We start from the raw sequence: 12,912 nt of genomic DNA, 5'->3' as shown, positions 1-12,912 counted from the left end.
TGAAACTGATTCTGCGCGTCGCGCCGTTGCGGCCGGTCGCCGCCGTCAGGACGACCGAGATCATCGGATGGTCCCTTCGTCGAAGCCGTCCGCGCCGTCGTCGAGCAGAGGAGAGATGGGGGGCAGCTCGTCGAGCGAGTTGATGCCCAGGTGCTGCAGCAGCGCGTCGGTCGTGCCGTAGTTGATGGCGCCGGTCTCGGAGTCCGCGAACAGCTCGGTGATGAGACCTCGTGCGAGGAGCGTCCGCACGACGGAGTCGACGTTCACCGCGCGGATCGACGCCACCTGGCTGCGCGTGACGGGCTGCTTGTAGGCGATCACCGCGAGCGTCTCGAGCGCCGCCTGCGAGAGTCGCGCCGGCGCTTGTCCCCCGACGAACTCCGCGACGACGTCGTCGTGATCCTCCCGGACGTACAGGCGCCACCCCCCGCCGACCTCACGCAGCTCGAAACCCCGTCGCGGTCCGTGACCCTTGCCGTCGTAATCGTCGACCAGCGTCTCGATCGTCTGTCGGACGGCCGCGACCGGTGATCCGACGGCAGCGGCGAGAGCGACGAGTCCGATCGGCTCGTCGATGATCAGCAGGATCGCCTCGATGCGCTCGGAGAGGGGCGTGTCACGCACGGCCGGCTCGGTCACGGCTCCGGTCGCTGCGTCAACGGTGTCATCGGTCATAGTCGGCTCCCAGGGATGCCAGTGTCTCGTCCGACCAGGAGTCGGCTGCCCAGCGCAGCGTGAGCTCGCCGAGCGGTTCCAGTTGCTCGAAGGAGAGTGCGGCGTGCCGGTAGAGCTCCAGAACGGAGATGAACCGCGCGACCACGATCCCGGGCTCGCTCACACCTGCGACCAGCTCGCGGAAGCTCACGGACTCCGCCGCGCGCAGCAGAGTGACCACGATCGCGGCCTGTTCGCGGATGCTGACGAGCGGAGCGTGCAGGTGATCGAGGCCGACATGCGGGATCTCCTTCGGCGCGAACGCGAGGAGCGCGAGCGCGGCGAAGTCATCCGCGCTGAGCGACCACACGAGCTCGGGGGTCTTTCGCCTGTGCTTCTCATCCAGCCGGACAGCACGCACGTGCCGACGGTCCTCGCGCTGCAGGCATCGGGCGAACCACGCCGAGACCTCTTTGAAGGCGCGGTACTGCAGGAGTCGCGCGAAGAGGAGGTCACGTGCTTCGAGGAGAGCGACGGCTTCGGCATCCACCAGCTCGCCCTGAGGCAGCAGTCCCGCCACCTTCATGTCGAGCAGCGTCGCTGCGACCACCAGGAACTCGGACGCCTGATCGAGCTCCTCGTCGTCGTCGAGCTCCTTGAGGTATGCGATGAACTCGTTCGTGACGGCGCTCAGCGACACCTCGGTGATGTCCATCTCGTGCTTCGAGATGAGGTTCAGCAGAAGGTCGAACGGGCCGTCGAAGTTCGACAGGGAGACGCGGAACCCGGGATCCGCCGGCGGTGCGGTGTCAGCGATGTCTGAGCCGATGTCCGCGACGGACTGAACGGGCGAGACGGACTGAGCCGGGGTGTCTGGCGGCTCGAGCTCAGGCGACAGCGCCACGGGCGACCAGCTCCCGCGCCAGTCGCAGGTACGCCTGCGCGGCAGCGTGCTCCGGAGCGAACTCGGTGATCGGCACACCGGACACCGATGCATCGGGGAACTTGACGGTTCGACCGATCACGGTCTCCAGGACGTCGTCCCCGAACGCCTCGACCACACGCTCGAGAACCTCACGCGAGTGCAGGGTGCGCGGGTCGTACATGGTGGCGAGGAGGCCGTCCATGGTGATCGACGGGTTCAGCCGGTCGCGCACCTTGTCGATCGTCTCGATCAGCAGCGCCACACCGCGAAGCGCGAAGAACTCGCACTCGAGCGGGATGATGACGCCGTGAGCGGCGGTCAGCGCGTTGACCGTCAGCAGACCGAGCGAGGGCTGGCAGTCGATGAGGATGACGTCGTACTCCCCCGCGACCTGGCGGAGGACACGGGCGAGGATCGTCTCGCGGGCGACCTCGTTCACGAGGTGCACCTCAGCGGCCGACAGGTCGATGTTCGCCGGCATGACGTCGAGGCCTTCGACACCCGAGTGCACGATCGCATCATGTGCGTCGCGCTTGGTGTCGAGCAGCAGATCGTAGATCGTGGGCACATCGTGCGTCTGAATCCCGAGACCAGCCGACAGTGCGCCCTGCGGGTCGAAGTCGACCGCGAGGACCTTCCGGCCATATTCGGCGAGGGCCGCGGCGAGGTTGATCGAGGTCGTCGTCTTGCCGACGCCGCCCTTCTGATTGCAGAGGGCGATGATGCGGGCGGGACCATGCGAGGCGAGCGGAGCAGGGGTCGCGAAGCCGTGATAGGGACGCCCGGTGGGTCCCATGGGGGTGTCGTCGGTCTTCGACGTCTTCGCCCTGGACTTCGCCGCGTTCTCAGCCACCGATTCTCCTGCTCGTTTCGTGCTTGATCGAGTCTACCGATCGCCCGGAGGGTTCCACGCCTCGCCCGCGGCGATCCCGCGTTTTGGCCGCAGCTCGGCTCACCGGGCGCGAGGGTGCGACGTCGCGTAGATGTCGCGCAGCGTGTCGACAGACACGTGCGTGTAGATCTGGGTCGTCGCGACCGAGGCGTGTCCGAGCAGCTCCTGCACGACGCGCACGTCTGCGCCGCCCTGCAGCAGGTGCGTGGCGAACGAGTGCCGCAGCGTGTGCGGTGAGACCTCGGCGGTGATGTGCGCGTTCTCCGCGGCCGCGCGGATGACCAGCCAGGCGCTCTGGCGTGACAGGGGCGCACCGCGCGCGCCGAGGAACAGCCGCGCCGACGCCCGACCCTTCACTGCGAGCCCGGGACGGACCCGGGTGAGGTACGCGTCCACCGCTGCGCGGGCGAACGAGCCGATCGGCACGATACGTTCCTTCGACCCCTTGCCGCGGAGGCGCAGGACATCGCCATGAGCGAGGTCGTCGACGTCGAGCCCGACGGCCTCCGACACACGAGCGCCGGTCGCGTAGAGCAGCTCGAGCAGGGCCCGGTCACGGATGCCCAGCGGATCCTCCGCGCTGGGGGCGCCGAGGAGGCTCTCGACCTGGTCGATCGTCAGCGCCTTCGGCAGACGCCGCGGGGCCTTGGGCGGACGGAGACGGCCGCTCGGGTCATCCGGTTCGATCCCTTCACGCGCCAGGAACCGGTGCCATCCGCGCACCGACGACTGCAGACGGGCGAGGCTCGTCGCCGCAGGAGCCGGATCGGCCCCGGAGCGATCGGCGATGAAGCGTCCGACGACCGCAGCGCTGATCTCAGCGGTGTCCGTCACCTCCTCGGACACGAGCCACTCCAGATACGTGTCGAGGTCGCGTCGATACGCCGAGATAGTGTGCTCGCTGAGACCGCGCTCGATCGTGACGTGGCGCAGATACGTGTCCAACGCTCGGTCGAGCTGCATGCTCAGCTCCGGTCGCGCAGCCTCTGGGCGGCCGCGAGGACGCCGATGCTGAGGATGCCGTTGCGCATCCGCCCATCGAGCACCGCGGCGACCGCGGCATCGAGCGGCACCCACTCCACGCGGATGTCAGCCTCTTCGTCCACGCGCGCGTGCGCTTCGTTCGCCGTCGACACACCACTCGCGAGGAAGACGTGGATGACCTCGTCGTTGCCACCCGGGGTCGTCCACGACGATACGAGCGGCTCCCAGTGCGCGGCGACGAGATCGGCCTCCTCCGCCAGCTCGCGCTGAGCTGCCGCGAGGGGCTCCTCCCCCGGCATGTCGAGCAGACCTGCCGGCAGCTCCCAGTCGCGGTGACGGATCGGATGCCGGTACTGCTGGATCAGCAGCACACGACCCTGGTCATCGAGCGCGAGGATCGCCACGGCGCCGGTGTGCGCGACATACTGACGGCGGATCTCCCCGTCGCCGTAACGCACACGGTCGTCGCGCACATTCCAGACGGCACCCTCGTAGACGAGGTCGCTCTGCAGAACCTCCGGCTGGAAGGGCTCGTCTCTCAGCTCATCGAACTCAGACATGGGCTTCGCCACGCTCAGGCGACTGCTTCGCCGAACTCGGCATCGGCCTCGACGTCGAAGAGCTCGCTCGAGCGGTGACGCTCGATCGCAGCCCCGACCAGGCCACGGAACAGCGGGTGCGGGTCGGTCGGGCGCGAGCGGAGCTCCGGGTGCGCCTGGGTGGCGATGTAGTACGGGTGGACGTCCCGCGGGAGCTCGACGTACTCGACCAGGTCGAGCTCGGGGTTGAGACCCGAGAAGACCAGACCGGCCTCGGAGAGACGCGCACGGTAGGCGTTGTTGACCTCGTAGCGGTGGCGGTGACGCTCCGACGCCTCGGGGCCGCCGTACAGCTCGCTCGCCAGGGAGCCCTCCGCCAGCGCCGCCTTGTAGAGGCCGAGCCGCATCGTGCCACCCAGGTCTCCACCGTCGAGGATCTCGATCTGCTCCGCCATCGTGGCGATGACCGGCTCGGTCGTCTCAGGGTCGAACTCGCTCGACGACGCGCCCTCGATGCCGGCGACATCACGGGCGTATTCGATGACCATGCACTGGAGGCCGAGGCAGAGGCCGAGGGTCGGAATTCCCTGCTCGCGCGCGAACTTCAGCGCACCGAGCTTGCCCTCGATCCCACGGATGCCGAAGCCACCGGGAACGCAGATGCCGTCGAGTGCGGCGAGCTGCTCGCGGGCGCCCTCGGGGGTCTCGCAGCGGTCCGACGGGATCCAGCGGATGTTGACCTTGGTCTCCTGTGCGAAACCGCCGGCCTTCAGCGCTTCGGTCACCGAGAGGTAGGCGTCCGGCAGGTCGATGTACTTGCCGACCAGGCCGATGGTGACCTCGTGCTTCGGGTTGTGCACGGCGTGGAGGACCTTGCTCCAGCGCGACCAGTCCACCTCGTCGGCAGCCTTCTGGTCGAGTCCGAGGCGGCGCACGATGTACGAGTCGAGCCCCTGGTCGTTGAGCGTCGAAGGGATGTCGTAGATGCTCGGCAGATCGACCGTGTTGATGACGCCCTCGGCGTCGACGTCGCACATGAGCGCGATCTTGTTGCGGTTGCTCTCGCTCACAGGCCGGTCGCTGCGGAGCACGAGGGCATCGGGCTGGATGCCGACCTGACGGAGGGCCGCCACCGAGTGCTGGGTCGGCTTCGTCTTCTGCTCACCGGATGCGCCCATGAACGGAACCAGCGAGACGTGCACGAAGAACACGCTGTCGCGTCCGAGCTCGTGACGCAGCTGACGAGCGGCCTCGAGGAACGGCTGCGACTCGATGTCGCCGACCGTTCCGCCGACCTCGGTGATGATCACGTCGGGGCGAGGATCCTCGGTCGCCTGCAGACGCATGCGGCGCTTGATCTCATCGGTGATGTGCGGGATGACCTGCACGGTGTCGCCGAGGTACTCTCCGCGACGCTCGCGGGCGATGACCTGCGAGTAGATCTGACCGGTCGTGACGTTCGCCGCCTGCGACAGGTTGATGTCGAGGAAGCGCTCGTAGTGGCCGATGTCGAGGTCGGTCTCGGCACCGTCATCCGTGACGAAGACCTCACCGTGCTGGAACGGGTTCATCGTGCCCGGATCGACGTTGAGATACGGGTCGAGCTTCTGCATCACGACGCGGAGTCCGCGTGCGGTGAGGAGGTTGCCGAGGCTTGCGGCAGTGAGCCCCTTACCCAAAGACGAAACGACACCACCCGTCACAAAGATGTGCTTGGTCGTGTCGTTCTTGGGCCCCGCAGAAGAAGAGTTCATCACGGGCTTCGATCCTATCAGGAGGTGAGGGCGCCGAGGCTGAGAAGTTCTCGGGCGTGGGTGATCGCGGCATCCGAATCGGTCAATCCGGACAGCAGTCGGGCCATCTCGGCCTCGCGCTCCTGGCCTTCGAGACGGCGGACACTCGATGCGGTGACTGCTCCGTCGTGGGATTTCACGACGGACAGGTGGTTGTTGGCGAACGCGGCGACCTGAGCCAGATGAGTCACGGCGATCACCTGCGACTTCTCTGCGAGTCGGGCGAGTCGTCGGCCGACCTCGATCGCCGCCGCACCGCCGATGCCGGCATCGACCTCGTCGAAGACGAAGGTCGGCACGGGGTCGGTGCCGGCGATCACGACCTCGATGGCGAGCATCACGCGCGACAGCTCGCCGCCGGATGCCCCCTTCGAGACGGAGCGGGGTTCGGCACCGGGGTGGGGCGCGAGCAGGATGGCGACGTCGTCGCGGCCGTGAGCGCTCTCCGCCCCGGGCGTGACCGCGACCTCGAGAGTCGCGTCCGGCATGGCGAGCTCGTGCAGCTCATCGCTCACGGCGACGCCCAGTCGTGCTGCGGCTGCGGTGCGCTCCGCGGTCAGTGCCTCGGCCCGGGAATCCAGCTCTGCACGAGCGGCGTCCCGTTCGGCCTCGAGGCGTGCGAGCCGCTCGCCGTCGTCTTCGAGTTCGGCGAGCCGGGTCGATCCGGTCTGCCACAGCTCGAGAGCCTCGTCCAGCGAACCGTGCGCACGGATGAGCGTGCTCAGTGCCGCGCGCCGCTCTTCGACCGCCGCGAGCTCGTGCGGTCCCGATTCGTCGAGATCGGCGAGGTAGGCGGAGAGCTGTCCGGCGATGTCGGCGATCCTGTAGCCGATGTCGGCGAGGCCTGCGGATATCTCGGTGAGCGCGGCGTCGGAGACCCGTTCGAGCGCGCGACGCGCCTCGGCGATCAACGCGGATGCGTCGGGCTCGCCGTCTTCGTTCGAGAGCGCGCCGTGGGCGAGCGAGGCCGCGAGGCGCAGCTCCTCGGCGTTCGCCAGGCGCTCGGCCCGTGCCGACAGCTCGACGTCCTCGCCCGGTTCGGGGGCGGCAGCCTCGATGAGAGCAAGTGCCTCCCGAAGCCGGGAGGCCTCGTCGGCTCGGCGATCACGGTTCTCGGTGATGTCCGCGATTTCGGAATCCAGTTCGCGCCACCGGGTGAACGACGATGCGTAGGCGTCGAGCGCCCGGGCGATCGGCGCTCCTCCGAAGCGATCGAGCGCATCGCGCTGCGCAGCGGCAGAGCGCAGCCTGAGCTGCTCGGACTGACCGTGCACGACGACCAGCTCCTCGGCCAGGGCCGACAGCACACCCGCCGGCGCCGCGCGCCCTCCGACGCTCGCACGGCTGCGTCCCTCGGCGCTCAGCGTGCGTGAGACGTACAGCTCTGCGGCACCGGAACCGGCGGGTTCCAGCTCGCCCCCGGCGTCTGCCACGATGTCCGCGACGTCGCCGGTCTCGGGGACGATCCACACGCCCGCGACCGAGGCCTGAGTGGCACCGGCACGCACCGCTCCGGAATCGGCGCGCTGACCGAGCAGAAGGCCGAGGCCGGTCACGACCATCGTCTTGCCGGCACCGGTCTCACCTGTGATCGCGGTGAATCCGGGCCCGAGAGGCAGCACGGCGTCGGCGATCACGCCGAGTCCCTGCATCCGCATCTCCTCGATCATGAGGCTGCCCCCTGCCCGCGCCATCCCGCGACCGGCAACTGGAACTTGCGCACCAGACGATCGGTGAACGCGGTCGGGTGCAGACGCGCGAGGCGCACGGGGCGCGATGATCGCCGCACGACGACTCGGGCCCCCGGCGGCAGGTCGTGGGACCGTCGCCCGTCGCACCAGAGGATGCCGGCGCCGGACGTGCCTTCGAGCATCTCGATGGCCACGGCGGCATCGGGGCTGACCACCAGCGGCTTGGCGAAGAGCGCGTGCGCCGAGAGCGGCACCACCGCGATGGCTTCGACGCTCGGCCAGATGACCGGACCGCCCGCGGAGAAGTTGTAGGCCGTGGACCCGGTCGGAGTGGACACGACCATTCCGTCGCATCCGAAGCTCGAGAGGGGGCGTCCGTCGATCTCGAGCACGACCTCGATCATGCGCTCCCGACTCGCCTTCTCGACCGTCGCCTCGTTGAGGGCGAACGTCTCGTAGACCACCTCGCCGTCGACGTCCTTGACCCGGACCGACAGCGCGAGACGCTCTTCGACCTCGTAGTCGCGGTCGATGACGCGGCGCATGGCGGCATCCATGTCATCGCGGTCGATCTCCGCGAGGAATCCGACGTGGCCCATGTTGATCCCGAGCACGGGAGCCGCGCAGCCGCGCACCAGCTCGGCGGCTCGCAGGATCGTGCCGTCGCCGCCCAGGACGATCGCGAGCTCGAGCTGCTCCTGCTGCACCGTCTCGCCGAGCACGTCGACATCCGCGAAGCGGGCATCGACGGCACGCAGGTCGAGGCTGTCGTCGGCGGCGAGCACGGGGCGCGCCCCCGCGCCACGCAGCGCATCGACCACGCGGAGGGCCGCTTCGACCGTGTCTTCCCTGCCGGCATGGGCGACGACCAGGATGTTGCGCTCGTTCATCGTCTCCCTGTCAGTTCGTTGATGCGGTCCGACCATTCTGACGGATCACTGCCGCGGCCCGGTGCGAGGTGCAGAAGGTATTCCGTGTTCCCGTGGGTCCCGAGAATCGGGGAGGACAGGATGCCGAGCATGCCGAGCCCCGCGTCCCAAGCGCTCCACGCCGTCCGCGCGACGGCGTCGGCGCGCGTGGCGGGATCTGTCACCAGTCCCCCGCGCACGGCCGTTCGACCGACCTCGAACTGGGGTTTGACCAGCAGCACGATGTCGGATCCCGCCGCTGCCACGCTCGCGACGGCCGGCAGGACATGCTCGAGCGAGATGAACGAGAGGTCGCCCACGATGAGGTCGGGGGCTGCGTCCTCCCCGGTCACGTCCCTCAGGTTCTCTGGGGTCATGTATCGGACGTTGTACCCCTCGACGCGCACCACACCGGGATCGGATGCCACGGCAGCGGCCATCTGATCGTGTCCGACGTCGACGGCCAGCACACGGCGCGCTCCGCGCTCACGCAGCACCTGGGTGAAGCCACCGGTGGAGGCGCCCATGTCGAGCGCCAGGCGCCCTTCGGCAGAGATACCGAAGCCGTCGAGCGCGGCGACCAGCTTGTGCGCGCCGCGACCGACATAGTGGTCGGCACCCGCGACGGAGATCTCGGCCTCATCGCTGACAGGCGTCGACGCCTTCACGACCGGTCGGCCGTCGACGCTCACCAGACCGTCGGCGATCAGGGTTGCGGCGTGGGTGCGTGAGCGGGCGAGTCCTCGCGCGGCGAGGGCAGCGTCGAGTCGCGTCATCGGGCGCCCGGCGCATCGCGCTGATCGAGTCTCGCGCCGCTGTCGAGGCGGCGGGACAGCTCGTCATGCAGCCCGGAGTACGCGTCTGCTCTGGCAGCGAGAGGCTGCCCCTCGATCAGGCGCAGGCGACTCCACAGACCATCGGTCGGTGCGTTCGTCGTCTCTTCGCTCACGCTTCTACTGTACGCGGCAGGGCCGACACGTCGGCGGAGCCACGGCGAGGGCCCGGCCGCCCGTCAGGGCCGGTGGAAGGGGTCGTCGTAGAGGCGCTCAGGGACGCGAAGCACGAACACCGGTGTCCCGGAAGCCCAGATCGCGGCTGCCCCGGCGCGCAGCAGATCGATCTGCGCCTCGCCCTCGGCGATGATCTCGACATCCGCACCGCTGACGCGGACAGACGCGCCGTTGACCGAATAGACGCCGTCCTTGGACGTGACCTCCGGGTACGGCTGGTGCAGTTCCCGCAGATCACTCAGGATGTACGTCGGACGGGATCCTTCCGGTGCCGCGAGCACATGCTTCGGCCGGTCGATGCCCGTGAGCACCAGCGCGGAGTCGATACCCGCCCTGACCGCCCCGAGAATGTCGGTGTCGAGACGGTCGCCGATGAACAGCGGCTTCGTCGCGCCGAAGCGCGACGTGGCCTCCTCGAAGATCGGAGTCTCCGGTTTGCCTGCGACTGTCGCGAGCCGGCCGATCGCCGTGTGCACGGCGGACACGAGCGTCCCGTTGCCCGGGGCGACGCCGCGTTCGCGCGGGATCGTCCAGTCGGTGTTGGTGGCGATCCACGGGATGCCGCCCTCATCTTCGGGGAGCTTCAGGGCGAACGCCGCTTCTGCCAGGTCCGTCCAGGCGACCTCAGGGGCGAAGCCCTGCACGACCGCATCCGGAGCATCCTCAGCACTGCGAGTCACCGTGTAACCGGCCTTCTCGGCCTCGTCCACGAGCCCGGCTCCCCCGACGATCAGCAGCGTCGCGGGAGGGGGCACGATCCCGGCGAGCAGCCGCATGGCGGCCTGCGGGCTGGTGATGACATCAGCCGGGGCGACGTCGAGACCCAGGCTGCTGAGGTGCTCGGCGACCGACGCGTCGGTGCGCGACGCGTTGTTCGTGATGTAACCGAGTCTCGCGGTCTCACCGGCCGCGTTGAGGCTCTCCACCGCGTAGGGCAGCGCGCCAGGACCCGCATAGACGACGCCATCCAGGTCAGCGAGCACGGCGTCGACACCGTCGAGCGGCGTGCGCAGCGCGGGCTTCTTGGAGAACAGCCCCACTACGCCTCCTCAGAGGTCTCGGATGCTGTGCCCTTCGCGTCGGTGTCGGCGGGATCGCCGTCCTCGTCCTCGTCCTCGTCCTCGTCCTCGTCCTCGCCGAGAAGCTCACGTACCTCATCGTCGATCGACGGTTCCGGCTCGATATCGGACTCGGTGTCCGCCTCTTCAGCACCTGCAGCCGCGATGGTCTCGTCGGACTCGGCGGGCTCCAGTTCGGACTCAGAATCGTCTGACCCGGAATCGTCGGACTCCGAGTCGTCGGACTCAGAATCGTCGGACTCAGAATCGTCGGACTCAGAATCGGACCGGCCGTCTTCAGCATGGTCGTCATCGAGGTCACCTTCGATGAGACCGTCTTCGATGATGATCTCCTCATCACCGGCTTCGTCGACGCCCAGCGCTTCCGCAGCGACCTCGGCGCGATGCGCCCAGAACTCTGCCTCGTCGGTGCGCCCCAGGTCCTCGAGCACGGCGGCGCGCGCAGCGAAGAGCGCGGGGCTCCACTCGAATGCGCGGTCGGGGTCGAGCTCAGGGATCTCGAGTTCGCCGAGCGCGAGTTCGAGGTCGCCCTGATCCAGACGTGCACCCGACATGGCGATCGCCAGCGAGACACGGACGGGCGTGGTCAGAGCGGTCCGGTCGACAGCGCGACCGGTCTCGAGCGCACGGTCGGGGCGGCCGATGCCCCGCTCGCTGTCGACCATCAGGGCGATCTGATCGTCCTTGCCGGAGATGCGGCGGTACGTGCGCAGCTCACGCAGCGCAAGAGCGAAGTCCTCGGTCGCATAGGCGGTGATCCCGAGGGTCTCGCGGACGATCGCGATGCGGCCGGCACGGCGGGATGCTGCGAGAGCGTGCTCATGAGCGAGAGCGGGATCCTCGTCGATGAGACGCGACGCCATCGCGAGGTGACGAGCGACGAGGTCGGCGTTCTCCTTGCTCAGGGTCTTCAGCTCATTGCGCGCCGACGTGTGCAGGTCGCGGGCTGTGACGTCATCGGGGATGTGCGGGTCGTTGAAGCGAGGACGATCGCCCGATGCCTGCACCGGACGCTCACGGTCCACTCCCCCACGCTGCGGGTACGAGCGCGACGAGTCGCGGTCCTGCCGCGGCGCGCGGTCATCGCGGTTGTAGCCACCCGTGCGGGGCCCGCCATCGCGGTTGTCGCGGTTGTAGCCGCCCGAGCGCGGTGCGCCACCGTCACGGTTGTCGCGGTTGTAGCCGCCGGTACGGGGGGCGCCACCGTCGCGACTGTCGCGGTTGTACCCACCGGTACGGGGAGCGCCACCTTCACGGTTGTAGCCACCGGTACGAGGTGCGCCACCGTCGCGACTGTCACGGTTGTAACCGCCCGAACGCGGAGCGCCACCATCACGGTTGTCGCGGTTGTACCCACCGGTACGGGGAGCACCACCGTCACGGTTGTAGCCACCGGTACGAGGTGCGCCACCTTCACGGTTGTAGCCACCGGTACGAGGTGCGCCACCGTCACGGTTGTAGCCACCGGTACGAGGTGCGCCACCTTCACGGTTGTAGCCACCGGTACGAGGTGCGCCACCTTCACGGTTGTAGCCACCGGTACGAGGTGCGCCACCTTCACGGTTGTAGCCACCGGTACGAGGTGCGCCACCGTCACGGCTGTCACGGTTGTAACCGCCCGTACGAGGAGCGCCACCGTCACGGCTGTCACGGTTGTAACCGCCCGAACGCGGAGCGCCACCGTCACGGCTGTCACGGTTGTACCCACCAGTGCGAGGAGCACCACCGTCACGGCTGTCACGGTTGTACCCACCAGTGCGAGGAGCACCACCATCGCGATTGTCGCGGTTGTACCCACCAGAACGCGGAGCACCACCATCACGGCTGTCACGGTTGTACCCACCCGAACGGGGAGCCCCACCGTCGCGGTTGTAACCGCCAGTGCGCGGGGCACCACCATCGCGGTTGTAACCGCCAGTGCGCGGAGCACCACCATCGCGGTTATAGCCGCCCGAACGGGGAGCGCCACCATCACGGTTGTCGCGGTTGTAGCCGCCCGAACGAGAAGCGCCACCATCACGGTTATCGCGGTTGTACCCACCAGAACGGGGGGCACCACCATCGCGGTTGTACCCACCAGAACGGGGGGCTCCTCCGTCACGACTGTAACCGCCCTCGCGGCGGGGTGCGTCGTCGCGACGCGGACCGCTGCTGCGATTCTGTTCCGAGCGTCCTCCGGAAGGTCGGTTACTGCGCGATCCCTGGTCGTTGTTGCGACGCGGACGGCGCTCTTCCTCTTCCGGCATGATGCTCCCTGTTCTAGATGTTGTTAACGCAAAATGGCCACCCAACGATGGGTGGCCATTTGCTTAAAAGAAGTCCGGCGGTGTCCTACTCTCCCACAGGGTCCCCCCTGCAGTACCATCGGCGCTGTGAGGCTTAGCTTCCGGGTTCGGAATGTAAACCGGGCGTTTCCCTCACGCTATGGCCGCCGAAA

General features: G+C 68.4%; 12 protein-coding genes and 1 rRNA gene. All 13 read right to left on the bottom strand.

The window, feature by feature from the left end; translation table 11 throughout:
• Window positions 1–60: 60 nt before the first annotated feature.
• Entirely contained in the window at window positions 61–675 is a 615-nt protein-coding gene (scpB, locus tag LQZ85_RS06715; protein ID WP_056278994.1) for an SMC-Scp complex subunit ScpB, read from the bottom strand.
• Window positions 665–1,483, bottom strand: a complete 819-nt coding sequence (locus LQZ85_RS06710; protein ID WP_072592317.1) for a ScpA family protein — start codon at window positions 1,481–1,483, stop codon at window positions 665–667. Before LQZ85_RS06710 ends, scpB begins: the two co-directional genes overlap by 11 nt.
• A gap of 58 nt (window positions 1,484–1,541) precedes the next feature.
• A complete protein-coding gene (locus LQZ85_RS06705; protein ID WP_053099169.1) occupies window positions 1,542–2,375 on the bottom strand; it encodes a ParA family protein in 834 nt (277 codons plus the stop codon).
• Window positions 2,376–2,531: 156 nt separating this feature from the next.
• On the bottom strand, window positions 2,532–3,434 hold the full coding sequence (gene xerD, locus LQZ85_RS06700) for a site-specific tyrosine recombinase XerD (protein WP_230100695.1): 903 nt from the start codon (window positions 3,432–3,434) through the stop codon (window positions 2,532–2,534).
• Window positions 3,435–3,436: 2 nt separating this feature from the next.
• Window positions 3,437–4,015, bottom strand: a complete 579-nt coding sequence (locus tag LQZ85_RS06695; protein WP_053099170.1) for an NUDIX hydrolase — start codon at window positions 4,013–4,015, stop codon at window positions 3,437–3,439.
• Window positions 4,016–4,029: 14 nt separating this feature from the next.
• Window positions 4,030–5,748: a CTP synthase gene (locus tag LQZ85_RS06690; RefSeq protein ID WP_053096852.1), complete on the bottom strand. Its 1,719-nt coding sequence runs from the start codon at window positions 5,746–5,748 to the stop codon at window positions 4,030–4,032.
• A 17-nt stretch (window positions 5,749–5,765) separates the two neighbouring features.
• On the bottom strand, window positions 5,766–7,457 hold the full coding sequence (gene recN, locus LQZ85_RS06685; RefSeq protein WP_230100694.1) for a DNA repair protein RecN: 1,692 nt from the start codon (window positions 7,455–7,457) through the stop codon (window positions 5,766–5,768).
• Window positions 7,454–8,368 carry an NAD kinase gene (locus LQZ85_RS06680; protein WP_053096854.1) on the bottom strand — a complete coding sequence of 305 codons (915 nt, stop codon included), beginning with the start codon at window positions 8,366–8,368 and terminating at the stop codon, window positions 7,454–7,456. Before LQZ85_RS06680 ends, recN begins: the two co-directional genes overlap by 4 nt.
• Window positions 8,365–9,162, bottom strand: coding sequence for a TlyA family RNA methyltransferase (locus tag LQZ85_RS06675; RefSeq protein WP_053096856.1), 798 nt, complete (start codon window positions 9,160–9,162; stop codon window positions 8,365–8,367). The genes LQZ85_RS06680 and LQZ85_RS06675 overlap by 4 nt, the downstream gene beginning before the upstream one ends.
• Window positions 9,159–9,335 (bottom strand): hypothetical protein, encoded by a 177-nt coding sequence (locus LQZ85_RS06670; RefSeq protein WP_171821925.1) that lies wholly within the window; start codon window positions 9,333–9,335, stop codon window positions 9,159–9,161. The genes LQZ85_RS06675 and LQZ85_RS06670 overlap by 4 nt, the downstream gene beginning before the upstream one ends.
• Window positions 9,336–9,398: 63 nt before the next feature.
• Entirely contained in the window at window positions 9,399–10,436 is a 1,038-nt protein-coding gene (locus tag LQZ85_RS06665) for an HAD-IIA family hydrolase (protein ID WP_187249865.1), read from the bottom strand.
• Entirely contained in the window at window positions 10,436–11,500 is a 1,065-nt protein-coding gene (locus LQZ85_RS06660; protein WP_355705967.1) for a hypothetical protein, read from the bottom strand. The genes LQZ85_RS06665 and LQZ85_RS06660 overlap by 1 nt, the downstream gene beginning before the upstream one ends.
• 1,293 nt (window positions 11,501–12,793) lie before the next feature.
• Window positions 12,794–12,911 (bottom strand): 5S ribosomal RNA (gene rrf, locus LQZ85_RS06655).
• Between the last annotated feature and the right edge of the window lies 1 nt (window position 12,912).

Origin of the sequence: Microbacterium sp. Bi98 (assembly GCF_918698045.1) — a bacterium.
Taxonomy (GTDB): domain Bacteria; phylum Actinomycetota; class Actinomycetes; order Actinomycetales; family Microbacteriaceae; genus Microbacterium.
Note: the sequence above shows the minus strand (reverse complement) of the source record. Positions and strands in the feature narration are given on the sequence as shown.

Excerpts from the sequence above, each read along its gene's own strand:
- scpB (WP_056278994.1), bottom strand. The coding sequence starts at position 675 with ATGACCGATGACACCGTTGACGCAGCGACCGGAGCCGTGACCGAGCCG.
- LQZ85_RS06705 (WP_053099169.1), bottom strand. The coding sequence starts at position 2,375 with ATGGGACCCACCGGGCGTCCCTATCACGGCTTCGCGACCCCTGCTCCG.
- xerD (WP_230100695.1), bottom strand. The coding sequence starts at position 3,434 with ATGCAGCTCGACCGAGCGTTGGACACGTATCTGCGCCACGTCACGATC.
- LQZ85_RS06695 (WP_053099170.1), bottom strand. The coding sequence starts at position 4,015 with ATGTCTGAGTTCGATGAGCTGAGAGACGAGCCCTTCCAGCCGGAGGTT.
- LQZ85_RS06690 (WP_053096852.1), bottom strand. The coding sequence starts at position 5,748 with ATGAACTCTTCTTCTGCGGGGCCCAAGAACGACACGACCAAGCACATC.
- recN (WP_230100694.1), bottom strand. The coding sequence starts at position 7,457 with ATGATCGAGGAGATGCGGATGCAGGGACTCGGCGTGATCGCCGACGCC.
- LQZ85_RS06680 (WP_053096854.1), bottom strand. The coding sequence starts at position 8,368 with ATGAACGAGCGCAACATCCTGGTCGTCGCCCATGCCGGCAGGGAAGAC.
- LQZ85_RS06675 (WP_053096856.1), bottom strand. The coding sequence starts at position 9,162 with ATGACGCGACTCGACGCTGCCCTCGCCGCGCGAGGACTCGCCCGCTCA.